This is a genomic window from Spirochaeta thermophila DSM 6192 (genome assembly GCF_000147075.1).
In the GTDB taxonomy this organism is placed as follows: Bacteria; Spirochaetota; Spirochaetia; order Winmispirales; family Winmispiraceae; genus Winmispira; species Winmispira thermophila_A.
In genome coordinates, this window is the sequence record NC_014484.1 from 901,832 (window position 1) to 928,312 (window position 26,481).

Sequence of the window (26,481 nt, forward strand, 5' to 3'; positions counted from 1 at the left end):
TTTCCCCCTCACCAGCCGGGCATCGAGGGTGTGAGCCGCTCGAGCATGAGTGAGAAGAGCCTCTCGGCCTCGCTCGGGGAGAGGTGTGCCGCGAGCGGGTCTGCGCAGAAGGCCCTGAAGGCGAGTTCGGGATCTCGTTGGAGACCGGCCCTGAGGATGGTCTCCTGCTGGGCTGCATGGGAGGCGAGGAAGGCCAGGAGGGAGGAGGGAAGGGCCCCGGCCTGGACGGGCTGGACCGAGTCGTACCTGAAGAGGGCGTTGGTCTCCACCACCGTGTCCGGCGGGAGATTGGCGATCTGTCCTCGGTTGGGAAGGTTCACGTTGCTCACCGTCTCCTCCACCCCTGCGATGGCCTTCAGCATGAGGACCCCTTCCTCTCCCGAGGCTGCGAGCTCTACCTCTTCCTCGCCGGAGGCGAGCCTCCGCGCCCGCGCCTCGAGCGACTTCTGATTCTCAACCCGCCAGGAGACCGGGGTGAGACTGAACTTCCAGGAGCGCACGGTCTCGGGGTCCTTCAGGTACCAGGATGCGGGGAAGAACTCCGCGAGGTGCCTGTCCCCTGCCGCCGCGATGAGTCCGAACCGCAGGAAGAGGTCGAACTTCACCTTGTGGGCGCTCGTGAAGTAGTCGTTCTCCCAGGTGCGTTCGCCCCCTGTCTCGAACCCCTCCTCCCTGTGACGCTCCGCGAAGCGCCGGTACATCGGGAGGAGATCCACGTCCCGGAACGAAGCCCTGTCGATCCACGTACAGTGGTTCAGCCCCAGGACATTGATGTGGATCTCCCTCCGGTGCGGAGGATCCTGGACGAGCCCCTCGTGGGCCGCCATCGAGGCGAGGAGCTCCTGGGTCCCGAAGACCTCATGACAGCATCCGAAGGCCTTCACCCCCGGAAAGACCTCGTAGAGGGTCCTGACGCAGATCGCCATGGGATTGGTGTAGTTGATCACCCATGCCGCCGGCGCCCATGTCTCGATGGCCTGTGCGAATTCCTCGTAGAGGGGAATGGTCCTCAGGGCCCTGAACAGGCCGCCCGGTCCCGTGGTGTCACCCACCGACTGGTAGATCCCGAAGGCCTCGGGCGCATGGACATCCACCTCCATCTCCTTGAAGGTGCCGGGCATGATGGAGATGATCACCACATCCACACCCTCGAGCGCCTCCTTGAGGCTCGTCCTGACCTCGTAGCGCCACTTCCCCTTCACATCGGGCCGGGCGGAGAGTCGGTTGCCGATCCGTTCGTTGAGGCGCGCCGCCTCCTGATCGATGTCGTAGAGGCGGACCCTCCCGGTGAGGGCGGGTTCGAGTGCGAGATCCGCCATGAGCTTCCACGCCCACCCGCGTGATCCCCCTCCTATGTAGGCGATGTCGAGCGATTGCGGTATGTGACTCATGCGTGCTCCTTTCCCTGTTGAAGTAGAGATGAGAGGAAGACGAGGGCCAGTCCCTGCCCCCATCCCTGTACACGTTTTTTCGGGATCCGTTTGTATGCCTCCACGTCCCTCATCACCGCGGTGCCGGCGGAGACGTTCCGCACCGAACCGTCGGGTCCTATGTTGTCGAGTATGCCCTTCAGGGCGCGTACCACATACTTTCCGTGGAGGGGGTGGCCGTAGAGCACGAGGGCCGCGGCGATGCCCGCGGAGGCACTCGTCTCCGGGTAGGAAGAAGGATCGGTGAGCACCGTGTGCCAGAGCCCTTCCTCGGATTGGAGTCTCACCAGGGCGCTCAGGAGGTCCCTGAGGGCCCCGTCGATCTGCATGAACATGGGGTAGGTGTAGTCGATGAGTCTGAGGGCCTCCGCCATGGTGAGGGCGGCCCAGGCGTTCCCCCTCCCCCAGAAGGCCCCTGAGAGATGGGTCCCCGAGAGGTTGTCCCAGGCGTGGTAGAAGAGGTTGGTGGTATCGTCCTGGAGGAGTTCCTCGTGCCAGTAGTACTGGGAGAGGGCGTCCTCGATGATCTCATCGTCCTGGAGCTTCACCCCCACCCGGAGGAGGAAGTAGGCGGCCATGAAGAGGGTGTCCACCCATGCCTGCTCCGGGAAGTCGTTCTTGGTGGACACCGTGTGTTGGAGCACCCCCTCCCCGAACCGGGGGGCCTCCTCCCTGAGGTAGCGGACCTTCTGCATCACGAGGTCCATGTACCGGGTCTCGCCCGTGGCTTCGTGAAGGGTGAGGAGGGTGTGGCCCATGGCGCAGGCGTTCACGGTGAAGGGAGGGAGCCCCACTTCGAGATACTCGTCCACCCACCGGATGAGGGCCTCGAGGTACTCGTCCTTTTTCGTGGCCTCCCAGGCCCTGCAGATCCCGTGGAAGGCCACTCCCGCGGGCCAGTCCCAGGTGAAGTCCACGTTCATGGTCCTCTTCACCACACGGTCGATGACGTCTCGCAGCGTCTCTGTATCGATCGTCGTCATGTCCATGGTCTCATCCTTTCAATCCGGAGACTGTGATCCCCTCGACGAGGTATCGCTGGAAGAACATGAAGATGAGGAAGATGGGGACGAGAGAGAGGGTCCCCATGGCGAAGATGGCGGCCCAGTCCGTGGAGGTGGTGGGATCCGAGAACATCCGCAGGGCGAGCGATACGGTGTAGTGCACGGGCCTGTTGAGATAGAGGAGGGGTCCGAGGAAGTCGTCCCACTTCCAGTAGAACTGGAAGATGGCGCTGGTCACCAGGGCGGGGCTCATGAGAGGGAATATGATGTGTCTGAAGGTGGTGAACCTGCTGCACCCGTCGATCTTCGCCGATTCGTCCAGTTCGAGGGGAATACCCCTTATGAACTGGATCATGAGGAAGATGAAGAAGGGCTGACCGAAGAAGGTGGGTACGATGAGGGGGGCGAAGGTGTTCACCCACCCCAATTTGAAGAAGAGAATGTACTGAGGGATCATCACGATCTGATAGGGGAGCATCATGGTGAGGAGCATACAGGTGAACCAGAAGGCCCGTCCCCGGAAGCGGATGCGGGCGAATCCGTAGGCAACCAGTGAGGACGAGAGGAGGGTACCCACGGTCGCCATGGTGGAGTAGAAGAAGGAGTTCCCGAAAAAGGTGGCGAACGAGACCCCGCCCACCCCCTTCCACCCCCGCACGTAGGCCTCGAAGGAAGGGACACGGGGAATGAGCGAAGCCGAGGCGAAGATCTCGGAGTTCTCCTTGAGGGAGCTTGCGATCATCCAGAGCACCGGATAGATCATCACGTACCCCAGGAGTATCACCACCGCATGGGTGAGGACCGAACGAAGGATCCTTGTCGTCTGCCTGTAGTTCATCTATCCCTCCTTCGCTTCATAGTGCACCCAGAGATACGAAGACTTGAAGATGAGCGCGGTGAAGACCGCGATGATGAGGAGGAGCACCCATGCCATGGCGGATGCGTATCCCATCTGATAGAACTCGAAGGCCTTCTTGTAGAGCTGAAGGGCGTAGACCAGGGTGCTGTTCATGGGATCCCCTGAGGGACCTCCCACTATGTAGGCCTGGGTGAAGATCGTGAAGCCGTTGATGAGCTGCATCACCAGATTGAAGAAGATGAGAGGGGTGAGTTGGGGGATGGTGATGTGTATGAAGCGCTGGAAGGGATTCGCGCCGTCTATGTGTGCGGCCTCGTAGTAGCTCCGGGGTATCTGCTTGAGGCCGGCGAGGAAGATGAGCATGGAGGATCCGAACTGCCAGGCGGCGAGGAGGATGAGCGTGAGGAGGGCGGTCCTCGGGTTTCCTATCCAGGAGACCTCCGAGTGTATACCCAGGGAGCCGAGGATCATGTTGACGATGCCGTCCTTCATGAAGATCCGTCGCCAGAGGACCGCCACGGCCACGCTCCCCCCGATGAGCGAGGGGATGTAGTACACGGCCCGGTAGAACCCCACGAATCTCAGGTTCATGTTGAGGAGCATCGCCACCGCCAGGGCGAAGGCGAGCCTCAGTGGCACGGAGACGAAGGCGTACTGAAAGGTGACCCCGAGGGACTTCCAGAAGAGGTCGTCCCTGAGGAGGGCCCGGAAGTTGGAAAGGCCGGTGAAGACGGGCGGCGAGAGGAGGTCGTAGTCGGTGAAGGCGAAGTAGAGGGATGCGAGGATGGGGAAGAAGGTGAAGGCGAAGAATCCCACCAGCCAGGGGGAGATGAAGGCGTAGCCTTCGAGGGTGTCGCGAAGGCGCGTCCTTCTCTCCCGTGAGGGATACCGAGTGGTAACGGATGTCATGTGATCGCTCCTTCAAAAGGGGTCTGCCGAAGCCGGCAGACCCCTGGTTCTGCGTGGTTGTACAGGAGACCGCGTCGGGCTACTTGTTCCTCGCGAGGATCTCGTTGGCCTGATCCATGAACTTCTTTGCTGCGGTCTTGGGATCGGTGACTCCGTAGAGCACCTCCTGGGTGATGGTCCTGAAGAGCTTCACCACCTCACCCGCGCCGGGAGGATCGGGAGGATCGATGGGGCTGTTGTGCCCCTTGCCCACGAGCTCGATGTACTCGAAGACCTGGCGGTTCACGGGATCCACGATGGCCTTGAGCGCATCCCTCACGGCCGGGACGATGGGAATCCCCCGTTCCGCGAGGAGGATCTTGTTGGCCTCGATGTCGGTGACGAAGAAGTTGACGAACCTGGCGGCCTCCTCCTTCAGCTCAGAGGACTGGGCGACCGAGAAGAACATGGAAGGTTTGAAGTACGTGCCGGGGCGCTTCGCACCGGGCAGGTAGGGAGGAAGGGCCACCCCGATGGGCCGCTTGGCCGCCGCCGCGGCGGAGACCACCTGGTTGCTCCAGAGGAACTCGACCCACGACCTTCCGCGGGCGAAGGCCCCCTCCTCCGGCGTGGTGCTCACGAAGGCCTCGTCGGGCCGTATGAGCACCCCCTTCTTTAGGAGCCGCAGCTGTACCTCGAAGAATGTCTCGAGGACTGCGGGATCGGTGAATCCCAGCGATGCCCCGGTGGCGGGATCGAAGAAGGATGCGCCCGTCTGTCTCAGCATGTTCTCGAAGGCGTGGCGTGGATCCGTGGTGGAGAAGGGGATGGTCTGGACTCCCGTCTTCTCGTAGATGGTCACGGCCATGGCCTCGAAGTCGTCGATGGTCCAGGTGGGTGAGGGCTCCGTGAGACCTGCCCTCTGGATCACCTCGGGATCATAGATGAGACACCACGAGTTGGTTCCCAGGTTGATACCGTAGAGCTTGTCCCCCACCTTGCCGCCGAGGATGAGGTTCTCGTCCACCCCTTTGAGGTCTATGACCCCGGAGTCCACGAAAGGCGTGAGATCGGCCAGGAGGTTCTTTCCCCCGTACTGCCTGATGTAGGAGTAATCCATCTGGATGATGTCGGGGAGATCGTTGGCCGCAGCCTGTGCGGCGAGCTTGTCCCAGTATCCCACCCATCCGGTCGTCTCCGTGAGGATGTTCACCTCGGGATGTCGACTCTTGTAGAGCTCGACCACCTTGATGGTACGTTCGTCCCTGGTGGGATTCCCCCACCAGGCGAGGCGGAGGGTGATTCCTTTTCCCTCTTCTTCGCCCGTCCCCGATGCGCCGAGGGGAAGCCCGGCGAGGAGCACGAGGACGAGGAACAGTAACATGCCTTTGCGTCTCATTCCATTCCTCCTCATGGTCGTATGGGATGATGGAGAAAGCAGCGAATGGCTTTCTCTCCTTCGATTGTATCATATGAAACGAAAGAGTCAAGAAAAAGATTCAAAAAAATAATGAAGGTCCCAGGGGGTGTGCACGTGAGCCCGTTGGCCCGTGCGGGTACGAATACGCAGGGCCGCGGGAGGGCTGAAACAGGACGCAGTGTGTCTGCCCTCTTGATTTTTTTGTGGAATATGGTAAAATCGAAAAGAAATAGAAACCATAATGAAAGGTGAAGTGCATGGCACTTGAAGACCTTGCCGAACGGCAGCAGCAGATCCTCACCCTCCTGGCGGAGAATGGTTCCCTCTCGGTCGGTGATCTCGCACGGCGTTTCGGTGTGTCGGAGGTGACCATCCGGAGCGATCTCAAGAGCCTCGAGGAGCGGGGCCTTGTGAACCGCACGAGGGGTGGGGCGACGCCCGCCCTCCATCGCAGCATCCTGGAGCGGATGCGTCTCCGTACCGAGGAGAAACATCGGATCGCCCGGGCCGCGAGTTCCTTTGTCGAGGACGGGATGGTGGTGATGATAGAGGCCGGGACCACGACCGCCCTCATCGTCCGCTACCTGGTGGGGAAGAGGGATGTGCACATCGTGACCAACTCGACCCTCGTCTTCTCCTATGCCCGCCTCAATCCCTCGCTGAGGATCACGGTGGTGGGGGGGGAGTTCAGGCGGGAGACGGAGTCCATGGTGGGGCCCATCGCGCTCTCCACCATACAGCGCCTCCACGTGCCGCTCGCCTTCGTGGGTACCGACGGCTTCTCCCTCGAGAGGGGTATGACCACCCACCTGTTCGAGGGAGCCGAGATCGTGAAGACCATGCGGCAACACTCAGTGAAGACCATCCTCGTGGCGGACTCTTCCAAATACGGGAAGGTGGGCTTCGTCCACGTCCTCCCGCTCGAGGAGATAGACGTGGTGATCACCGATGCGGGGCTCCCCGGGGACGCGCGGGAGGAGCTGCGGGAGGCTGGGGTTGATCTCATTATCGTGTAAGGAGTTGAGAAATGGCTCATGAAGTGGTGATGCCGAGATTCGGAAGCACCGTGGAATCGGCGGTGATCGTGGAGTGGAAGGTGAAAGAGGGGGATACGGTCGCCGAAGACACGGTACTCTGCGAGGTCGAGACGGACAAGGCCACCTTCGAGGTGCGTGCGGGCAAGTCCGGGACGGTGCTCCGCCTCCTCCACGCCGAGGGGGAAGACGTGCCGGTGCTTTCACCCCTCGCCCTCATAGGAGAACCCGGGGAGGAGATCTCCTCCGAGGCCGTTCCCCAAGAGGGGCCGTCCCGTGAGGAGGCGCCCGAAGACCGGGCTCCGGAACCGCAGGAGAGGTCCTCCGTCCCGTCCCGGGGGGAGGGGAGGGAGGCGGGTCGCATCTATGCGAGCCCTCGGGCCCGCCGTCTCGCCGAGAAGGAAGGGGTGGATCTCTCGGGGATGAGGGGGTCGGGGCCGAGAGGACGGATCATGGAGCGGGACGTGAGGGCGGTGATCGAACGGAGGGGAAGGGGGGTGGCTCCCGAGGGGGGCGACGTGCGGCCCCGGCCGGCGGAGACGGGTGTGCAAGGCCGTCCCCTCTCGGGGATACGCCGGGTCATCGCACAGCGGATGCGGGAGTCGCTCTCCCAGACGGCCCAGTACACCATCACCATGCGGGCCCCTGCCCGGGCCCTCCTCTCGTTCCGGAGGCGGTGCAAGGAGTCGGGGGACCCGGAGCTTTCGTCCATCACCATCAACGATCTCATCCTCTACGCCGTCTCGAGGGCCCTCCTGCCGGACTATCCCATGCTCAACGCCCACTACGACGGTACGTCCCTCGTCCTTCATCCCTCTGTCCATCTCGGGGTGGCGGTGGATACCGAGCGGGGGCTCGTGGTCCCGGTGGTGCGTGATGCCGCCTCGCTCTCCCTGTTGGAGCTCTCCAAGAGGGTGAAGGAGCTCTCCCGGGCGGCCCTGAGGGGTGATCTCGATCCCGATCTCATGAAGGGGTCCACCTTCACGGTCACCAACCTCGGCCCGCTGGGGGTCGAGACCTTCACTCCCGTGCTCAACTATCCCGAGGTCGCCATCCTGGGGGTGGGCGGCATCGTGCCCACGCCGGTGTATCGGGACGGGGATATGGAGGAGGTGGTCCATGAACCTCGACTCGTACTGAGCCTCACGTGTGACCACCAGGTGGTGGACGGCGCGCCCGCCGCGCGCTTCCTGAAACACCTGTGCGGGGTCATAGCCGACATAGATCTGTGGCTCGCCCGGTGAGCCCCGGAGCGCCTATCCTACATGGAAGGAGTGGAAGATGCCTAAGAACCTCATGGTGACGCCCGAAGAAGTGAGGAAAAGGGCCACGTTGAAGATAGATCCCATCCCCCTCAACCGGTACAGGGGGAATGCCGACGAAGAACTCGCGCGATACGGGAAGGAACGCCTGTTGCGGATCTACTACGACATGCGGACCATACGCGAGTTCGAGTCCATGCTCGATGCGATCAAGAAACAAGGCGCATGGGAGGGGATCAAGTACGATCACAAGGGGCCGGCCCACCTCTCGATCGGTCAGGAGGCCGCTGCAGTAGGCCAGGCACTCAACCTCGACGTCGAGGACTTCATCTTCGGGAGCCACCGGAGTCACGGGGAGATCCTCGCGAAGTGCTATTCGGCCATCTGGAAGCTGGATGAACACCGTCTCAGGGAGGTGATGGAGGGCTATCTCGACGGGGAGATACTCGCGGTGGTGGACCGGATTCCCCACACCGACGTGAAGGACCTCGCCGAGAACTTCGTGCTCTATGGGACGCTCGCCGAGATCTTCGCGCGGAAGACGGGTTTCAACCGGGGGCTTGGGGGCTCCATGCACGCCTTCTTCGTTCCCTTCGGGGTGATGCCCAACAACGCCATCGTGGGAGGCTCGGCCGACATCGCGGTGGGGGCGGCCCTCTACAAACGCATCAACCGGAGACCTGGGATCGTGATCGCCAACATAGGCGACGGCTCCACGGGGTGCGGACCGGTCTGGGAAGCGATGATGCTCGCCAGCATGGACCAGTACCGGAGGCTGTGGCCCGAAGAGATAGGGGGCGCTCCACCCATGCTCTTCAACTTCTTCAACAATTTCTATGCCATGGGTGGTCAGACGCTCGGCGAGACCATGGGCTACCAGGTGCTCGCGAGGATAGGGGCAGGGGTGAACCCCGAGAACATGCATGCGGAGCGGGTGGACGGCTACAACCCGCTCGCGGTGGCGGATGCCATCGCCCGGAAGAAGGAGCTGCTCCTCGCGGGGAGGGGTCCCGTGCTCCTCGATACCGTCACCTACCGGTTTTCCGGACACTCGCCCTCCGATGCCTCCTCGTATCGCACGGAAGATGAGGTGAAGCGGTGGGAGAAGGTGGATCCACTCAAGGGGTATGCGGACTACCTGGTGAAACACGGGATCGCCGCTCCCGAGGATCTCCGGGAACTGGACGAGAGGGTGCGGCAGAAGCTCATCCCCGTGGTGAAGCTTGCCACCGACGATGAGGTCTCACCGCGGGTGCCGGGGACGTTCATAGAGTCGGTCATGTTCTCGAACGACAAGGTGGACCGGTTCGACGATCGGGAGCCGGAGGTGCTCCAGTCTCTCGAGGAGAATCCTCGGGTGAAGAGCATCCGGAGGAAGGAACGCTTCGGCCTCGATGCGGAGGGAAAGCCTCTCCCCAAGACCAAGGTCTTCCAACTCAGGGATGCGATCTTCGAGGCACTCGTCCATCGGTTCCTCGAGGATCCCACCATGGCGGCCTGGGGAGAGGAGAACCGGGACTGGGGTGGGGCCTTCGGGGTCTATCGCGGGCTCACCGAACTCTTGCCCTACCACCGGCTCTTCAATGCACCGATCTCCGAAGGTGCCATCGTGGGGGCGGGTGTGGGGTATGCGATCTGCGGTGGACGGGCGGTGGTGGAGCTCATGTACTGCGACTTCATGGGCAGAGCAGGGGACGAGATCTTCAACCAGATGGCGAAGTGGCAGGCGATGTCCGCCGGACTCCTCAGGATGCCGCTCGTGGTCCGTGTCTCCGTGGGCAACAAGTACGGGGCCCAGCACAGTCAGGAGTGGTCGAGCCTGGTGGCCCACATCCCGGGACTCAAGGTGATGTTCCCGGCCACCCCCTACGATGCGAAGGGTATGATGAATCTCGCCCTCAGGGGGACCGATCCCGTGATCTTCTTCGAGAGCCAGCTCCTCTACGACGTGGGAGAGTACTTTGTTCCTGGTGGGGTCCCCGAGGGCTACTACGAGATCCCCGAGGGGCAACCCGCCCTGCGTAAGGAGGGGCGGGATCTGACCATCGCCACGGTGGGGGCTTCCCTCTACAAGGCCATGGAAGCGGCCTCGGTGCTCGAATCCCGGTTCGGCGTTTCGGCCGAGGTGTTCGACCTCAGGTTCATCGTCCCCCTCGACCTCGAACCCATCGTGGAATCCGTGAAGAAGACCGGCCGACTCCTCCTGGTGAGCGAGGCGGTGGAGCGGGGCTCGTATCTCCACACCATCGCCTCGAAGGTGCAGGATCTCGCGTTCGAGTATCTCGACGCCCCTGTGGTGGTGATAGGGAGCCGTAACTGGATCACTCCCGCGGCGGAGATGGAGAGCCTGTTCTTCCCGCAGGTCGAGTGGATACTCGACGCCGTGGACGAGCGATTCTTCCCTCTCGATGGGTATACGCCCTTGGGGATGCATGCCCCCGAGGAGGTGATGCGCCGGTACAGGGAAGGGGTGTAGATGAGGATGGAGCCGCACTTTCGAAAGAAGGAAACCCTCAGGGAGAGGATCAATTCCCCCGGGATCCGGGAGGAAGAGCGTCTCGAGGCCCTCTCTCTCTACCTCGAGGAACATGGGCTCGAGGGGAGGAGAGGCAAAGAAGTGAACAATCACATCCACACCTGTTACAGTTTCAGCCCGTATACCCCTTCCATGGCGGCCTTGAGGGCTGCGGAGGCAGGGCTTGCAGTGGCGGGATCCGTGGATCACGATTCCCTCGCGGCCGCGGAAGAGATGGTGGAGGCGAGCGGCCTCCTGGAGCTTGGAGGTATCGTGGGCTTCGAGCTTCGGGTGAGCTTTCGGAACACACCGTTTGGAGATCGAAAGCTCAACAATCCCGATCTCGAGGGTGTGGCCTACATCACGGTGCAGGGCATACCGTCCGGGAAGTGGAAAGAGGCGGAACCCATCCTCGGCCCCGTGAGGGAGGCGAGGGTACGGCGTACCAAACGGATGGTCGCGCGGTTGGGCGCACTTCTCGAGGAAAAGGGGATGCCCGGTCTCCAGTGGGAAGAGGTGGTCTCCCTCTCCTGCCTACCACAGGGGGGAACCATCACGGAGCGACACCTCCTCATGGCGCTCGCCCACAGGTTCGTACGCACCTACGGAAGAGGTGGGCGCCTCGTCGAGGGACTTGTCCGGGAGTGGGGTCTCGATCCCGGTTCGAGGCTCGCCGCGTATCTTTCCGACCCGGAGAATCCTTATCTGGAATACGATCTTCTCGGCGTGCTCAAGGCCTACTTCCTCGAGCGCATCTACGAGTCTCCCGATGAGGATGAGTGCCCTCCGGTGGAGAGGGTGCTCCCGGGGTTGCGCGACCTCGACGGTGTGGTGGCCTACGCCTACCTGGGGGACGTGAAGGAATCCCCCACCGGCGACAAACGTGCCGAGACCTTCGAGGACGCCTTCCTCGACGAGCTCATTCCCTTTCTCAAGGATCTGGGTTTTCAGGCGGTCACCTACATGCCGCCTCGGAACACGAGGGTCCAGCTCGAGAGGGTACAGGCCCTCTGCAGGAGGTATGAGCTCCTGGAGATTTCCGGTGTGGACATCAACAGTCCCCGCCAGTCGTTCAACTGCCCCGAGATACTCGGACCCGAGTACCGACATCTCATCGATACCACCTGGGCCCTCGTGGGACATCAGCGTGTCGCGGATCTCGACCCCTCCTATGGCCTCTTCTCCAGCGGAGGGCCTTTCTCCCGGCTCCCCTTTGGCCGGAGGATCGAGGCCTACGCCCGGGTGGGACGGGAAGCGGTCGGGTTGCGGTCGGGAGAGGATGTGGCCGCTCTCGTCGAGAAGATGAAACGGGAGGTGCTATGAGTCTGTCAGAATCGATGCGGAGGGTGCTCCCGTATATCCGTGGAATGCTTATAGGGAGCACCGGAAGACCGGTCCGACTCGTCCCGGTGGTGGATCCGCCTGGTGTTCCTTTCGAGATCGACCTTTCGGAGATGGGAGAGATCGAGGAGGAGAGGCTCCTTCGGTCCCTCTCCGCGCTGATCGAGGGACGGAGGGATGAGCTCGCCGGATCCCTCTCCCTGTTCGTGCGGCTTCCTGAGGAGGAGCGGTGTTTCCGTGTGGAGAGACGGGGCGGAGGTCCCGGGAGAGGTGAGCCGGGATCCCCCTACGAGGGGCTCTCGACCGAGGGAAGGGAGGATGTCGTGAGGGGAAGGGTAGCGGTGGTCACCGGGGGTGCGCAGGGCTTCGGGGAGCAGATCGTGCGGGGGCTCTGTGCCTCGGGTGCGTACGTGTGCATCGCCGATCTCAACGGAGAAGGTGCGGAGCGCCTCGCCGACGAGATCAACGCCGAGGCGGGGGAACCTGTCGCGTGGGCCGTCCAGGTGAACGTGGCCGACGAGGGTTCGGTGGAGGGGCTCTTTGCCCGGATCGTGGAGGAGGCGGGGGGCCTGGATCTCTGCGTGAGCAATGCGGGTGTGTTGCGGGCCGGCAGTGTCCTCTCCCAGTCGTCCGGGGACTTCCGGTTCGTCACCGAGGTGAACTATGTGGCGTTCTTCCTGGTGACGAAACATGCGGCCCGGATCATGCGGGCCCAGCACCTCCTGGCTCCACGGTGGTACACCGACATCGTACAGATCAACTCCAAGTCTGGGCTCGCGGGATCGAACAAGAACGGGGCCTATGCCGGGAGCAAGTTCGGCGGCATCGGTCTCGTCCAGAGCTTCGCCCTCGAGCTGGTTGAGTACCACATCAAGGTGAACGCCATCTGTCCGGGCAACTTCTTCGATGGTCCCCTCTGGTCCGACCCGGAAAAGGGGCTCTTCGTGCAGTACCTCCGGGCCGGGAAGGTCCCGGGGGCCAGGACGGTGGATGATGTGCGACGCTACTACGAATCGAAGATCCCCATGGGAAGGGGATGTACCGGACCCGACGTGATGCGGGCCCTCTACTATATCGTGGAGCAGGAGTATGAGACCGGCCAGGCCCTTCCGGTGGCGGGTGGACAGGTGATGCTCCGCTAGAGGAGACGGTGTATGGACTACGCAATCGCAGTGATTGATATCGGCATGACCAACAAGAAGGTCTCGGTCTTCGATGACAGGCTCAACCTCCTCGAAGCCGCCCATCGGACCTTCCCCCCCGTACGGGTGGATGGAATCGAGACGCACGACCTTGCAGGTATGGAAGAGTGGTTTCTGGAGGAGCTCTCCCGATACGCCGATCGGTTTCCCGTGAAGGCGGTGGCAGTGACGGCCCATGGGGCCACCGCGGTGTGCGTGGACGAGCAGGGGGAGCCGTGCGTCCCCTGCGTCTACTATACCCACGAGCCCGGTCCCGGGTTCCACAGGGAGTTCTTCGAGCGGTTCGGAGATCCCCTCGACCTCCAGCGACGGACGGGTACGGCCGAGTTCAAGGCGCTCATCAATCTCGGGAAGGGGCTCTATTTCGTGAAGCAACGCTTTCCGGAAGGATGGGCCCGTACGAAGTGGATCCTCTCCTACCCACAGTATTGGGGGTACAGGCTGACCGGGCGAATAGGGGCGGAGTGGACCTACCTGGGATGTCACACCTATCTCTGGGACTTTCTCACCGGAGAGTACTCCGAGGTGGCCCGTTCCATGGGCATCCTGCCCCTCCTCCCCCGGGAGATACGAAGACCGTGGGACAGCCTGGGAACCGTCTCGGAGGCCGTGAGCGATCGAACGGGTCTGGCCCCTGATACGATCGTCACCCTGGGGATACACGACTCCAACGCATCCCTCCTCCCGTATTTCGTCACGGAACGGGTGGGCGAGTTCGTCCTCAACTCCACGGGCACCTGGTGTGTACTCATGAACCCCACTGATCGTTACCGTATGGAAGAGGAAGAGCTCGGCAAGGTGGTGTTCTACAACATCTCGGCCATGGATACCCCGATCAAGACCGCGATATTCAGGGGAGGGGCCGAGTACGAGGCGTACAGGGAGCTCATCAGTAGGTATGCCGCGCTCGATGAGGATCCGGATTTCATACCCATGGACTACGTGGACTTCCTGCGAAGGTCGGATACCTTCATCCTCCCCGAGCTCATCCCCGGTTCCGGCCAGTTTCCCGGCTCGCCTCCGGGTATCGTCGAGGGGGGACGGTGGTTCCCCTATGAAGAGATCGTACGGGGTGGGAGGGTCCCTCCCGTGCTTCGCGAAGGGAAGAGGGCCTACACGGCCCTGACGGTCTCCCTCGTGTTGCAGACCCTCGTCGCACTCCGGAGGATAGGCCTGCGAAAGGGACAGAAGGTCTTCATAGAGGGAGGATTCCGGAGGAACCAGGCCTATTGCCTCCTCCTCTCATCGGCACTTCCGGATCATCCGGTCTACCTTTCGGATCTCACGGAGGCGACGAGTTTCGGAGCAGCCATGACGGGGCGGATGGCGCTCACCGGCAGCGGTATCGAGGAGCTCTCCGGTGACACCTCGATACGGTACACCGAACTGGAGAAACACGACGTGCCCGGCCTCAAGGAGTATGAACAGGCCTGGCTCGATCTCATAGCACAGCACACAGAGAAAGAGAGGTGAGTGTATGAAGACCAAGGCGGTACGCCTCTATGGTGTCATGGATCTGAGGCTCGAGGAGTTCGAGCTCCCGGAACCCAAGGACGATGAGATACTCGCCCGGGTGGTCTCCGATTCCATCTGTATGTCGAGCCACAAGCTGGCGATGCAAGGGGAGGCCCACAAGCGGGTGCGCCACGATCTCAAGAAAAATCCCGTCATGATTGGGCACGAGTTCTGTGGTGTGATAGAGAAGGTGGGAAAGAAGTGGGCGCACAAGTACAGAGAGGGTGACAAGTTCGCCATCCAGCCGGCCCTCAATTACAAGGGGACGCTCTGGGCGCCGGGGTATTCCTACGAATACATAGGAGGAGACGCCACGTACGTCATCATCCCCAACGAGGTGATGGAGATGGACTGCCTCCTTCCCTACACGGGGGAGGCCTTCTTCCTGGGATCCCTCGCCGAGCCGGTCTCTTGCATCGTGGGGGCCTACCACGCGCAGTATCACACCCATCCCGGCTCCTATCACCACGAGATGGGGGTGAAGGAGGGGGGGAGCCTCGCCCTTCTGGCGGCTGCAGGACCCATGGGGCTCTGCGCGATAGACTATGCCATCCATGGTCCGAGGCGGCCCCGACGCGTGGTGGTCACTGACATAGATCAGCGGCGGCTCGATCGTGCAAAGGAACTCATTCCTGTGGAGGAGGCCCGCAAGGAGGGTGTCGATCTCCTCTATGTGAACACCTCGGGTGCGGAAGACCCGGCGGACCTCCTCAAGGGACTCAACGACGGGCAGCCCTATGACGACGTGTTCGTCTTCGCTCCGGTGAGGGCCGTAGTGGAGCTGGGGGACCGTCTGCTGGGACCCGACGGGTGTCTCAATTTCTTCGCCGGCCCCACCGATCCCGAGTTCAAGGCGGAGCTCAACTTCTACAAGGTGCACTACGAAGGCCACCATCTCGTGGGAACCTCGGGCGGCAACACCGACGACATGCGAGAGGCCCTCGCCCTCATCAGCGAGGGCAGGCTCAATCCGGCGGCCATGATCACCCACGTGGGGGGCCTCAACGCGGTGATCGATACCACACTCAATCTGGACAAGATTCCGGGTGGAAAGAAGCTCATCTACACCCACAAGAGACTCGATCTGGTGGCCATAGAGGACTTCGAGGAGAGGGGAAAGTCCGATCCTTTCTATGCCGAGCTCGCGAAGATCTGTGCGCGACACCACAACCTCTGGAACAAGGAAGCAGAAGACTACCTTCTCGCCCACGCGCCCGACATCTGATCAGAGGGAGGAACCCATGAGGATGCGCCTGAAGTTCGGTCTCATCACGCTTCTCGTCTTCATGGGGTTCCTCTTCGTCATCGTCCTCAACTTCGTCATCCTCGCCCGTATCGAGTCGATCACCGAGGTGGCACGGACTTCAGATCGACTCCTGGACGAGGTGAGGAGACTTCGAAATCGGGTGAAAGAGACCATGATCGCTGCCTTCTCTCCCGGAATCTACGGGAGCCTGAAGGACGTGGTCTACTTCGATCCTCCCGTATCCCTCGTGAGGAACCTCCGGAGTGAGAGCGAGGGCTTTTTCTCGCGCCTCTCGGGGTTCCTCGAGAGTGCCCCGCTCCAGAGACTGGTACGCCAGGGGATGCTCCAGAACGAGTACGAGACCGCCCTCATCATGAAGGACAAGGCGGCCTCCCGGCTTCGGGAGTTCTGCGAAGGGATGGAGCTCTTGCAGGAACGGGATCTCTTCGCTGATCCTACGCTCTACGCCACCATCCAGTCTTCGACGGACCCGAGGCTCATACGCATCTTCAGCACGGCCCGCGAGACCTCCTACTACCTGGTGAACAGCTTCGAGGGCTACCTCGGTTACTTCACCGAGGCCCTGGAGGAGGAGGCGCTGCGGAGCAAATACGTGCTCAGGGCTTCCCTCCTTGCCTTCTCGTTCCTCAGTGTGCTCCTCACCACGGTGGTGCTCACCGTGTTCTCCAGGAGGATCGTAGGCCGGCTGCGCGCCGTGGAAAGCGCCATCAGGGATCTCGCGGGGGGGAGGCTCTCCGTCTCGCTGGACTTTCGCTCGGGCGACGAGTTCGAGGATCTTGCGGCCAATTTCCGGAGGTATGCGGGACTCTTCGAGCAGAACATCCGCCGGATGGTGGAAGTGGTACGGGAGGTGGCCACGGAGGCGGTGGCCTACGAGAACAGGATCACGGCCTACGAGCCGGACAAGCTCAAGGGCCTCCTCTCCTATGTCCACCGTGTGCTCGTCGAGTACATAACAAGGGAGGAATCGATCGATGCCGCGGGGATCGCATTGCCCGGGAAGAATGGGTGTACCTGGTCCGTCTACGAGGGTGATCCTTCGTTCCGGGATGAGGTGGGAGGACTCCTCGGGACCATGGAAACGGAACCACCACACGGCGGCGTGCTCCTCGAGGCAAGCGCCGGGATACATCTTCTCGTGGGGCACGTGGGGATCGGGGAGAGGAGCTTCGGTCTCCTCGTCCTGGTCGCGCGGAGGGAGTTCAGCGACCTGGAGCGCATCAGGTTCGAGAACTTCCTCGAACTCGGTGCGCTCACGATCGACAACGCGCTCAAGTATCAGGAGCTTCTCGAGCGGAAGCACATGGAGTACGAGACGCTCCAGTCGCAGATAAGCCCCCACTTCCTCTTCAACGTGCTCACCTGCCTCCTCGCTCTCAACAGGATGAAGGAGCATGTGGCCGTGGAGCAGGCGATCTTTTCCCTCAAGGGCCTTCTCCGCTACACCATCGAGAGCAAGGCCGTGGTCCCCCTTCGGGATGAGTTGGGTTTCATCGAGGACTACCTGCGGCTCCAGCAACTCCGCTTCGGAGAACGGCTTTCATGGGAGATCCTGTTCCCCCGAGAGGCCGATGGACTTCCCTTCCCTAAGCTCCTCCTCCAGCCCCTCGTGGAGAATGCGGTGGTCCACGGGCTCGAGGATGTTTCGGAGGGAGGACACATCTGGATCAGGGTCACGGTGGGGGGAGGATTCCTCCACATCACGGTGGAGGACGACGGCAGAGGGTTCCACATGAAGACGATGAAGGAAGGGGTGGGGCTCGCCAACGTGAGGAGGAGGTTGCAGCTCCTCTTCCAGCACGCTCGTCTCGAGATCTCCTCGTCCCCCGGAAAGGGCACGGTCTCCATCGTCTCTATCCCTTTGAAGGAGCTCAAGAGGATCCATGCGCATACTCATCGCTGACGACGAGCCTCTGGCCCGATACACCATACGAAGCCTCATCGAGGAAGTCGGCCATCCTCGGGTGGAATGCATCCTCGAGGCGGCGGACATCCGGGAACTGAAAGAGACGGCCTTCTCGAGAGAGGTGGATATCGTCTTCCTGGACATAAAGATGCCTGGTGGGAGCGGGTTGGACGCCATGACGAGGATCCTGAGAGAGCGGAGCGATATCCTCTTCGTGGTCGTCACCAGCTATGCGGATTTCGGGTTCGCAAAGACCGCGCTCGAGCTGGGTGCCCGGGGATACCTCCTCAAGCCCCCTTCCAGGGAGGAGGTCGAGGCCCTGCTCGGGCGGCTCGAGGAGACCCTCACCAGGCGAAGGGGCGAAAGGCGGAAGGTTTTGCACCAGTGGTTCGTGGATCTCCATGTCCTTCCTCACTCCGCCGCGAGTTCTCATTCGAGCTTGCCGGACGGGATCCCGGAGCATCCGATCCCCTTGTTCCTCTTTCACCCTGCGCTCTCCTATCCGAAGTGCAAGGAGCCCTTCGAAGCCGAGGGGGAGAGGCTCCTGGCCGAGGGAGACATGCTCCTCCATTTCCCCTCGCCCTATGGGGTGGACCTCTGTCTCTTCCGCAGGGACGAGGGGACGGTACAGTCGACCCTCCTCCATCTCGTGCACCGCCTACCCGAGTGGTGTCCTGAGGTCGATCCCCTCCTCCTGGTGGGTGGGGCAGCCTCGTCATCCCGTGACGTGGCGGAGTTCTACGGGGAGGCGGTACGTCTGCTTCCGTTCGTCGCCTTGTTCCCTTCCGAGCGTATCCTTCCGCTGAGGGTGCTCCAGGACGCCTCCCGCACCCTCCTCCTCGGAGACCGGGAGACGTTCGAGACCCTCTTCTCGATCGTACGGGCCCTCGTGGAGCGCAACGAGGTGGGATTCCTCGATGCGGTGGAACACCTCGTCTCGCGACTGCCCCATCTGGAGGGACGCATCCTCTCCTACGTGGAGCAGTTCCTCCGTCGGTACATGGGTATCGAACGGCCTGCGTCGAGCCTCACCGCCGCGGATTTCTCGTCGTGTCCTCTCGCCTCCAGGATGGGGATGCGATCCCGGGATGAGGACCACGATCCGGTGCGGAGGGCCCTCGCCTTCGTCAAAGAACACTATACCCGGCCGCTTTCTGTCTCCATGGTGGCATCGTACCTCAATCTCACCCCCAACTACTTCAGTTTCCTCTTCCATCGACGGACCGGCAAACGCTTCTCCGAATACCTCATGGAGCTGCGTCTCATCAAGGCGAGGGACTTCCTCCTTTCGGGATATTCGGTGAAGGAGGCGGCCCTGGCCGTGGGGTATGCGAGCGTACGCCACTTCTCCCGCATGTACCGTCGGTTCTTCGGGAGATACCCCTCCGAGGAGGCAAGATCGTAGAAAAAGGCACCATCCTGTGAGTTCCTGACACTTCTGGGGTTACGAGAGCGGGGGTATGATGGGGTGGAACACATTCCAATTCAGGAGGGTCGTATGAAACGACTGATCACGGTACTGGTAGCCATGAACCTCCTCACCACGGCGCTGTTCGCGAGTGGGGCAGGGGAGCAGGCGGGTGCGGCCGCGGGCAAGAAGCTCCGGATCGCACTCGTGGTGAAGAACCTCGGGAACGGCTTCTTCGAGGCGGCGCGGGACGGCGCCCTGGAGGCCGCCAAGGAATTGGGAGACGTGGAGATCATCTATCAGGGGCCCAGCTCTCCCACGGCCGAGGGGCAGATCGAGATCATCGAGAACCTCATCGCCACCAGGGTGGACGGGATCGCCATCTCGGCGAACGATCCCGATGCCCTCGTGCCTGTGCTGAAGAAGGCGATGGCACAGGGGATCAAGGTGATCTCCTTCGATTCCGGCGTCTCCGAGGGCGGACGGATCCTCCATCTCGCTCCTTCGGACACCGAGCTGATAGGGCGCAGTCAGGTGAGGCTCATGGGTGAGCTCATCGGTTGGGAAGGGGAGATCGCCATCCTCTCTGCCACGGCCCAGGCCACGAACCAGAATGCCTGGATCGAGTACATGAAGAAGGAGCTCGCCGAGAACCCGCAGGCCAAGAACATGAAGCTCGTGGCGGTGGTCTACGGTGACGACCTCTCCGACAAGTCGTACCGGGAGGCCTTGGGCCTGTTCAAGTCGTATCCCAACCTCAAGGGTATCATCGCCCCCACCACGGTGGGTATCGCGGCTGCGGCCAAGGCCATCCAGGATCAGGGACTCACCGGCAAGATCCAACTCACCGGACTCGGGCTTCCTTCGGAGATGAAGGCCTACATCCTCTCCGGCGTGTGTGAAAAGATGGCCCTGTGGAATCCGATCGATCTCGGTTACAGCTCCACCTACATCCTCTACAACCTCATCAAGGGAAAGAACACCGGCGCCGTAGGCGACGTGTTCTCCTGCGGGAGGATGGGCGAGATCAAGGTGGGACCGGGCGGCGTGGCGGTCATGGGAGAGCCGTTCGTGTTCACCAAGGACAACATCGAGAAGTTCGCCGCGATGTTCTAGGTTCTACAGAGCGGCCCGTTGCAAGGCCCGGAGGAAGTGTCGCTCCGGGCCTTTCTTCGAGATTCGTAGGAAGGAGCGAACATGGAAACACCTTTGCTGGAACTGAAGGACGTCTCCATGATGTATCCGGGAACCCTCGCCCTCGATGGGGTCTCGTTCAGGATACGTCAGGGAGAGGTCCACGCACTCATAGGGGAGAACGGGGCGGGCAAGTCCACGCTGGTGAAGATCATGAGCGGAGTACTCACTCCCACGAAAGGACGGATCTTCCTCGAGGGAAAGGAAGTGGCGTTCGGATCCCCCCTGGATGCCCAGAAGGCCGGTATCGCGGTGATCCACCAGGAGGCTGCGGTGTTCCCCGACCTCTCGGTGGCCGAGAACATCTTCATGAGCAGTCCCGTGTATGCCGGGCGGGTTCCCCTCCTCTCGTGGAAGGAGATGCACCGCAGGGCGGCCGCTATCCTCGAGGAACTGGGTGTGCCCCTGGATACCCGGACGCCCGTGAAGGACCTCTCCACGGCTGAGCGCCAGCTGGTGGAGATCGCGAAGGCCCTCACCCACAGGGCGAGGATCGTGATCATGGACGAACCCACCAGTTCCCTCTCGGCACGGGAGGTGGAAGACCTCTTCGGGATCATCAGGGATCTCAAGGCATCCGGTACGGGCGTGGTCTTCATCTCCCACAAGTTCGAGGAGATCGAGGAGATCGCCGACCACTTCACCGTGCTCCGCGACGGACAATACGTGGGGGAAGGTGAGGTCCGGGAGACGTCCAGGGAGGAGATCATCAGGATGATGATCGGGAGAAAGATCGAACAGTACTATCCCGAGCGGAACTCCCGGCCGGGTGAGGTCGTACTGGAGGTGAGGAACCTCTCGAGGGAAGGGGTGTTCCACGATGTCTCGTTCGAGGTGAGGAGGGGAGAGATCCTGGGATTCTTCGGACTCGTGGGATCCGGGAGAACCGAGGTGATGCGGTGTATCGCGGGGGTAGATGCGTGGGGCAGCGGCGAGGTGAGGTTTCGGGGCGAGACGGTGCGATTCCGGTCTCTCCGGGAGGCGATGAGGCGCGGTATCGTGTACGTACCCGAGGACAGGCAGCTGCAGGGGTGCATCCTCAACATGAGTATCTGCGAGAACATCACGCTTCCCCTCCTCACGGCGCTCCACAAGAGGGGATGGATCGATCGTGCACGTGAGCGTCGTTTCGCAGAGGAGTATGCGAAGCGGCTCGAGGTGAAGGCCCCCCACGTACACGTGTGGGTGAATGCCCTCTCGGGTGGGAACCAGCAGAAGGTGGTGTTGGCGAAGTGGCTCGCCGCACAGCCCTCCCTCCTCATCCTCGACGAGCCCACCAGGGGTATCGATATCGCCACCAAGGCCGCGGTCCATGCCCTTGTCGCGGATCTCGCGGCTCAGGGGCTTGCGGTCCTCCTCGTCTCTTCCGAGCTTCCCGAGGTTCTCGGTATGGCCGACCGGGTGGTGGTGTTCCACGAAGGGAAGGTCACAGGGGTCTTCGATGCACGGGCGTGTACTTCGGAGGAGATCATGAGAGCGGCCCTCGGGCACGGTGAAAGGGGTGTGGTATGAGAGTGCCGAGAGTCATGAAAACCCGTGAGTTCACCCTCTTCGTGTTTCTCGTGGTCTTCGTGGCAGTGGTAGGGATGCGGTCCCCTCGTTTCCTCGCCGCGGAGAACATCTATGACGTGCTCAAGGATTCGTCGGTCCTGATCCTTGCCTCCCTCGCCCAGTTCCTGGTCCTGCTCACCGGGGGGATAGATCTCTCCATCCCTTCCACCATGGCCCTCACGGGGATGTTGCTCGGTATGTTCAATATCGCGGTGCCGGATCTCCCCTTCTATGTCTACGTGGGTGGTGCTCTTTTCCTCGGATTCGTTCTGGGGAGTTTCAACGGGATCGTGGTCTCGAAGTTGAGGGTTCCTCCCATCATCACCACCCTCGGTACCCTCGCGATGTACCGGGCCCTGGTCTTCCTCGTGTCGGGTGGGGAGTGGGTGAGCGCCCACGAGATGTGCGAGAGTTTCGTCTCCATACCCGAGGTGCGATTTCTGGGAATCCCGGCCATCATCTGGTATGCCCTCATCGTCTTCCTCCTGGTGACGTTCTTTCTCACGTACACGTGGACCGGGCGCTCCATCTACGCCACGGGCGACAACAGAAACGCGGCCCGGCTCGTAGGGATAGATACCAGGAAGACGGATTACCTCGTGTTCATGCTCAGCGGGGTGATCTCGGGGCTCGCCGGTCTTCTCTACGTGACCCGGTATGCGGCGGCCCAGACCGACAGCGCGACCGGATACGAGCTGCAGGCCGTGGCGGCCTGTGTCATCGGCGGGGTGAGTGTCTTCGGGGGATCGGGGACGAGCACGGGGGTGCTCCTCGGGGCCCTCTTCCTGGGACTCCTCTACAACGCGCTCACCCAGATCAACATCTCGCCCTTCTATCAAATGCTCGTGCAGGGGATCGCCATCCTCATCGCCATCCTCGCCAATACCTTTGCGGAACGCTCGCGGGCCGAAAGGCTCCTCAAGACATGGAGGCACCGGGTATGAAGAACGTGCGACAGGGAATTCACATCGGAGCCGTACTACAGAGATGGGAGGTCATCCTCTCCCTCCTCCTCCTCGCCATCATGGTGGTGAACGGGATCCTGAGTCCGTACTTCTGGGATGTCCGGAATCTCTTCAATACCACCTTCAATTTCACGGAGAAGTCCATCATCGCCCTCTCGATGGCCCTGGTGATCATCACGGGGTCCATCGACATCTCGGTGGGGTCGATCGTGGCCCTCTCCTCTTTCTGTATGGGATTGGTGGCCTCATATGGAGCTCCTGTCCCCGTGATCGTGCTCGTGGGGCTCCTGGTCGGCACGGCGGCCGGCATGCTCAACGGGTTTCTCGTGGGCTACCTGAGGATCCCGGCGATCGCCGTGACCATAGGGACCATGTCCTTTTTCCGTGGGATCCCCCAGGGCATCCTCGGCGACAAGGCATTCACGACCTATCCGGAGGAGTTCGCGTGGCTGGGCCAGGGATATGTCGGGGGGACGCTCGTCCCCTTCCAGCTCGTCCTCTTTCTCGCCCTCGCCCTGATGGTGGGGCTCGTGCTCCACTACACGGTCTTCGGGAGGATGGTCTACGCGGTGGGGCGTAACGAGGTCGCGGCCGTGTTCTCCGGCATACCGTCGAAGCGGGTGAAGTTCGCGGTCTTCACCCTCAACGGGCTCTTCTCGGGGATCTCCTCCGTGTTGCTCACGAGCAGGATACTCTCCACCCGACCGAACATCGCGCAAGGCTTCGAGCTCGAGGCGATCACCATCGCGGTCCTGGGTGGGGTGGCGATCACCGGCGGATTCGGTGGAATCCCGGGTGTGGTGATCGCCAGTTTCGTGATAGGATTCATACGCTTCGGGATGGGCCTCATGAACGTCCCGGGCCGGGTCATGAACCTGGTGACCGGTGCGCTCCTCATCGTGGCCATCGTGATCCCGGAGTTCATGGCGTTCGTGAAGAGAAAGAGAGCATCAGAGATCGTGGAAGGAGGGCAGGTATGAGACGACACGCCTTCGTGATGCAGCTCAAGCCGGGCTGCGAGGAAGAGTACAAGCGCCGCCACGACCGAATTTGGCCGGAGCTGAAGGACGAGCTTCGAAAGGCGGGCATCTCGGACTACACCATCTATCTGGACCGGAAGACGTATCGGCTCTTTGCGGTCCAGCGTCTCGCGGATGACGAGCGGACGGCGGCTCTCCCCCAGCAACCGATCATGAGGCGGTGGTGGGAGTACATGAAGGACCTCATGGAGACCAATCCGGACGACTCCCCTGTGGTGGAGCCGCTCGAAGAGATGTTCCACATGGATTAGGGGAGGGAGGATGAGTCTGCAGGCCCTGGTGAAGCTTTCCCGTCTGTATGGTGCGGATCCCGAGTTCGTGCTCGCGGGGGGAGGGAATACCTCCTGGAAGGACGAGGCCCTCCTCTATGTGAAGGCCTCGGGGGTCTCCCTCGCCACGATCGACGAGACGGGGTTCGTGAGGCTCACGCGGGCGTGCCTCGAGAGGATACTCTCCAGGACGTTTCCGGAGCGCGTGGAGGAACGAGAACGTGAGGTGGTGGCGGCACTCCTGGACTGCCGGATACCGGGAGAGGAAAAGCGTCCCAGCGTGGAGACGTTGCTCCATCATGTCATCCCCTACCGGTACGTGGTGCACACCCATCCTGCGCTGGTGAACGGGGTGCTCTGTAGCCTGGAAGGGGAGCGTATCGCGAGGGAACTCTTCGGTGAGGAAGCCCTCTGGATGCCCTACACCACCCCTGGATACGTGCTTTCCAGGGAGTTCCACCGTGTGGTGGCGGGATGGCAGGGTGGGGAACTCCCCCGGATCGTCTTCCTCCAGAACCATGGGGTGTTCGTGAGCGAGGACTCGCCCGAAGGAGTGATCGGTCTCTACACCCGTCTCATGGAACGGATACGCCCCCTCTTTCCGCACGTGCCCCCTCCCTTCGGGGGCGTGATACAGCCGCTCGAGGGAGAGATCCCGGGGATGCTCGAGCGTATCGTGCAGGAGGTGAGCGCCGGTACCTCCGAGGGGGTGTACCTCATGAGCCGCGACCCTGTGTTCGAGGCCTGCCTTGCCGCCGAGGAGGGGATGGAGGGGGTGAAGGGGGCCTTCACCCCCGACCACATCGTCTACGCGGGCCCGGCTCCTCTCTTCCTCCCCACGCGAGGGGGAGTCCCCGAGGAGGAAGAGGCTCGTGCCCGGACGAGGGGGTATCTCGAGGAGTATGGCGTGCTACCCCGGATCTTCCTCCTCCAGGGGGAAGGGGTGGTCGCCCGTGCCTCCTCGGAGAAGGCGGCCCGGACGGCCCTCCTCCTCTTCCATGATGCGCGTCGGATCTCTCTCTGTGCCCAGACCCTGGGTGGTCCGAGGTTTCTCGCGAGGGAGGACGTGGAATTCATACTCAACTGGGAGGCGGAACGTTTCCGCTCCCGCGTAAGTCTCGATCAGGGAGGAAACAGATGACATCGAACGACAGAGTTGAACGGGCCTTCGAAGAGGCGAAGGCTCGGTACGCGGACCTCGGTGTGGACGTCGAGGCCGCGGTGAAGAGGTGTGCGGAGATCCCCGTCTCCATCCACTGCTGGCAGGGCGACGATGTGGTGGGGCTCGAGGGTAAGGATGCGCTCACGGGTGGGGGTATCCTCGCGACCGGCAACTACCCGGGAAGGGCGCGGAGTGGCGACGAGCTCCGCCAGGATGCGGCCAAGGCCTTCTCCCTCGTCCCGGGGACGAAGCGATTCAACCTCCACGCGATGTATGCGGAGACCGAGGGGAAGCGGGTGGACAGGGACGCCCTCGAACCGAAGCACTTCGAGAAGTGGGTGGAGTGGGCCAAGTCTTTGAGGATAGGGCTCGACTTCAATCCCACCTTCTTCTCCCATCCTCTGGCGGATTCGGGGTTCACCTTGAGCCATCCCGACAAGGAGATCCGGGCCTTCTGGGTGAGGCACGCGGTCGCCTGCGAACGGATCGCCGCGTATTTCGCCTCTGAGCTGGATGGGGTGTGCATCAACAACCTCTGGATCCCCGACGGATGGAAGGACGTCCCTGTCGACAGACTGGGACCCAGGGAGCGGCTCCTCGCATCGCTCGACGAGATCTACGGGGAGCGTCTCCCGGGCGTGATCGACACGGTGGAATCCAAGCTCTTCGGTATCGGTTCGGAATCCTATGTGACCGGCTCGCACGAGTTCTATCTGGGCTATGCGGTGAGCCGGAAGGTGGGCGTGTGTCTCGACATGGGCCACTTCCATCCCACCGAGACGATCCACGACAAGATCTCCTCGCTCGTCCTCTTCGTCCCGCACGTGCTCATCCACATGAGCAGGGGGGTGCGGTGGGATTCGGACCACGTGGTGCTCTTCACGGACGACGTGCGCGCGGTGGCCACCGAGATGGTGAGCCTCGGCATGTGGGACAGGATACACCTCGCCGTGGACTACTTCGATGCGAGCATCAACCGAATCCTCGCGTGGGTGATCGGTGCCCGGGCCGTGCAGAAGGCCCTCCTCTCGGCCTTCCTCGAACCGGTGGGCCGTCTCGAGGAGCTCGAAGCGGAGGGGCGACTCGGTGAGCGGCTCGCCCTCATGGAGGATGTGAAGAGCCTCCCGTTCGCCGCGGTGTGGGATTACTACTGTCGCTCCCAGGATGTGCCCCTCGATGTGGAGTGGATCCGCGAGGTGGAGGCCTACGAGAGACAGGTGCTTTCGAAGCGGACCTGATGAAGGAGAGA

21 protein-coding genes are annotated in these 26,481 nt (G+C 62.2%); 16 read left to right on the forward strand and 5 right to left on the reverse strand.

Translation table 11 applies throughout. From position 1 onward, the window contains the following. Positions 1 to 8 precede the first annotated feature (8 nt). The 5 genes from STHERM_RS04020 to STHERM_RS04040 form a co-directional block, all read right to left on the reverse strand. Complete coding sequence (locus tag STHERM_RS04020) at positions 9 to 1,391, reverse strand: glucosidase (RefSeq protein WP_013313608.1); 1,383 nt, start codon at positions 1,389 to 1,391, stop codon at positions 9 to 11. Continuing rightward, entirely contained in the window at positions 1,388 to 2,419 is a 1,032-nt protein-coding gene (locus tag STHERM_RS04025) for a glycoside hydrolase family 88 protein (RefSeq protein WP_013313609.1), read from the reverse strand. The genes STHERM_RS04020 and STHERM_RS04025 overlap by 4 nt, the downstream gene beginning before the upstream one ends. 4 nt (positions 2,420 to 2,423) lie before the next feature. Then, positions 2,424 to 3,272: a carbohydrate ABC transporter permease gene (locus STHERM_RS04030; RefSeq protein ID WP_013313610.1), complete on the reverse strand. Its 849-nt coding sequence runs from the start codon at positions 3,270 to 3,272 to the stop codon at positions 2,424 to 2,426. After that, a complete protein-coding gene (locus tag STHERM_RS04035) occupies positions 3,273 to 4,202 on the reverse strand; it encodes a carbohydrate ABC transporter permease (RefSeq protein ID WP_013313611.1) in 930 nt (309 codons plus the stop codon). A gap of 79 nt (positions 4,203 to 4,281) precedes the next feature. Continuing rightward, positions 4,282 to 5,580, reverse strand: coding sequence for an ABC transporter substrate-binding protein (locus tag STHERM_RS04040; RefSeq protein ID WP_013313612.1), 1,299 nt, complete (start codon positions 5,578 to 5,580; stop codon positions 4,282 to 4,284). A 278-nt stretch (positions 5,581 to 5,858) separates the two neighbouring features. Here STHERM_RS04040 and STHERM_RS04045 point away from each other — a divergent pair, with 278 nt between their 5' ends. The 16 genes from STHERM_RS04045 (at position 5,859) to STHERM_RS04120 (ending at position 26,470) form a co-directional block, all read left to right on the forward strand. Continuing rightward, positions 5,859 to 6,617, forward strand: a complete 759-nt coding sequence (locus STHERM_RS04045) for a DeoR/GlpR family DNA-binding transcription regulator (RefSeq protein ID WP_013313613.1) — start codon at positions 5,859 to 5,861, stop codon at positions 6,615 to 6,617. Positions 6,618 to 6,628: 11 nt separating this feature from the next. Next, a complete protein-coding gene (locus tag STHERM_RS04050) occupies positions 6,629 to 7,879 on the forward strand; it encodes a dihydrolipoamide acetyltransferase family protein (protein ID WP_013313614.1) in 1,251 nt (416 codons plus the stop codon). A 37-nt stretch (positions 7,880 to 7,916) separates the two neighbouring features. Next, positions 7,917 to 10,373 carry an alpha-ketoacid dehydrogenase subunit alpha/beta gene (locus tag STHERM_RS04055; RefSeq protein ID WP_013313615.1) on the forward strand — a complete coding sequence of 819 codons (2,457 nt, stop codon included), beginning with the start codon at positions 7,917 to 7,919 and terminating at the stop codon, positions 10,371 to 10,373. Continuing rightward, positions 10,374 to 11,735 (forward strand): PHP domain-containing protein, encoded by a 1,362-nt coding sequence (locus STHERM_RS04060; RefSeq protein WP_052295659.1) that lies wholly within the window; start codon positions 10,374 to 10,376, stop codon positions 11,733 to 11,735. Continuing rightward, positions 11,732 to 12,895 carry an SDR family NAD(P)-dependent oxidoreductase gene (locus tag STHERM_RS04065; protein WP_013313617.1) on the forward strand — a complete coding sequence of 388 codons (1,164 nt, stop codon included), beginning with the start codon at positions 11,732 to 11,734 and terminating at the stop codon, positions 12,893 to 12,895. Before STHERM_RS04060 ends, STHERM_RS04065 begins: the two co-directional genes overlap by 4 nt. Positions 12,896 to 12,907: 12 nt before the next feature. Then, positions 12,908 to 14,428: an FGGY-family carbohydrate kinase gene (locus STHERM_RS04070; RefSeq protein WP_013313618.1), complete on the forward strand. Its 1,521-nt coding sequence runs from the start codon at positions 12,908 to 12,910 to the stop codon at positions 14,426 to 14,428. Positions 14,429 to 14,432: 4 nt separating this feature from the next. Next, a complete protein-coding gene (locus STHERM_RS04075; protein WP_013313619.1) occupies positions 14,433 to 15,695 on the forward strand; it encodes a zinc-binding dehydrogenase in 1,263 nt (420 codons plus the stop codon). A 16-nt stretch (positions 15,696 to 15,711) separates the two neighbouring features. Beyond that, positions 15,712 to 17,640, forward strand: coding sequence for a sensor histidine kinase (locus STHERM_RS04080; RefSeq protein WP_013313620.1), 1,929 nt, complete (start codon positions 15,712 to 15,714; stop codon positions 17,638 to 17,640). Further along, positions 17,621 to 19,048, forward strand: coding sequence for a helix-turn-helix domain-containing protein (locus STHERM_RS04085; RefSeq protein ID WP_013313621.1), 1,428 nt, complete (start codon positions 17,621 to 17,623; stop codon positions 19,046 to 19,048). The genes STHERM_RS04080 and STHERM_RS04085 overlap by 20 nt, the downstream gene beginning before the upstream one ends. Positions 19,049 to 19,141: 93 nt before the next feature. After that, positions 19,142 to 20,167, forward strand: coding sequence for a rhamnose ABC transporter substrate-binding protein (rhaS, locus tag STHERM_RS04090; RefSeq protein WP_013313622.1), 1,026 nt, complete (start codon positions 19,142 to 19,144; stop codon positions 20,165 to 20,167). Positions 20,168 to 20,248: 81 nt separating this feature from the next. After that, the gene (locus STHERM_RS04095; protein ID WP_013313623.1) at positions 20,249 to 21,757 is read left to right on the forward strand and encodes a sugar ABC transporter ATP-binding protein; all 1,509 of its coding nucleotides are present in this window, start codon (positions 20,249 to 20,251) and stop codon (positions 21,755 to 21,757) included. After that, the gene (locus tag STHERM_RS04100; protein ID WP_013313624.1) at positions 21,754 to 22,740 is read left to right on the forward strand and encodes an ABC transporter permease; all 987 of its coding nucleotides are present in this window, start codon (positions 21,754 to 21,756) and stop codon (positions 22,738 to 22,740) included. The genes STHERM_RS04095 and STHERM_RS04100 overlap by 4 nt, the downstream gene beginning before the upstream one ends. Beyond that, positions 22,737 to 23,741 carry an ABC transporter permease gene (locus STHERM_RS04105; RefSeq protein WP_013313625.1) on the forward strand — a complete coding sequence of 335 codons (1,005 nt, stop codon included), beginning with the start codon at positions 22,737 to 22,739 and terminating at the stop codon, positions 23,739 to 23,741. The genes STHERM_RS04100 and STHERM_RS04105 overlap by 4 nt, the downstream gene beginning before the upstream one ends. Then, positions 23,738 to 24,052, forward strand: coding sequence for an L-rhamnose mutarotase (gene rhaM, locus STHERM_RS04110; protein WP_013313626.1), 315 nt, complete (start codon positions 23,738 to 23,740; stop codon positions 24,050 to 24,052). Before STHERM_RS04105 ends, rhaM begins: the two co-directional genes overlap by 4 nt. Positions 24,053 to 24,062: 10 nt before the next feature. After that, complete coding sequence (locus STHERM_RS04115) at positions 24,063 to 25,211, forward strand: class II aldolase/adducin family protein (protein ID WP_013313627.1); 1,149 nt, start codon at positions 24,063 to 24,065, stop codon at positions 25,209 to 25,211. Next, complete coding sequence (locus STHERM_RS04120; RefSeq protein WP_013313628.1) at positions 25,208 to 26,470, forward strand: L-rhamnose isomerase; 1,263 nt, start codon at positions 25,208 to 25,210, stop codon at positions 26,468 to 26,470. The genes STHERM_RS04115 and STHERM_RS04120 overlap by 4 nt, the downstream gene beginning before the upstream one ends. The last annotated feature ends 11 nt before the right edge of the window (positions 26,471 to 26,481 follow it).